Source organism: Domibacillus sp. F004 (assembly GCF_057814295.1).
On sequence record NZ_JBVATB010000031.1, the window covers coordinates 1 to 385 of the forward strand.

At 68.3% G+C, this 385-nt stretch carries 1 protein-coding gene; it reads right to left on the reverse strand.

Annotated elements, in window-relative coordinates; translation table 11 throughout:
* Nucleotides 1-385, reverse strand: a 385-nt coding sequence (locus ACZYRN_RS19280; RefSeq protein WP_488913189.1) for a transporter substrate-binding domain-containing protein, incomplete at both ends; no start/stop codon positions are given.

The following is a 385-nucleotide window of genomic DNA, read 5'->3' on the forward strand; positions in this document are numbered from 1 at the left end:
CGATCTTCTGGATGTCGCTGACGGACTTCACGTAGAAGCCGAGCAGGTCCTCGCGGTAGCTCGCGAAGTCGTAGAGCTCCTTGCGCTCCTCGGTGACGGTGACGTTGGAGGTGATGAGGTCGTACTTGCCGGACTGGATGCCGAGGGGCCAGTCCGCCCACGCGACGACGACCGGGTTGTACTCGAGGCCCAGCGCGTCGGCGATTAGCGCGCCGATGTTCGGCTCGGTGCCGGCCGCCTCGGTCTCACCCTCGGGGATGTAGCCCAGCGGGGGCACGTAAGCCGAGTGCGCGACGGTGAGCTTGCCCGGCTCGACCGGCTCGAACCCGCTCGCCTCGAGCGCTTCGACCGCCTCGGCCACGGGCTCGTCGAGACGGACCCACTG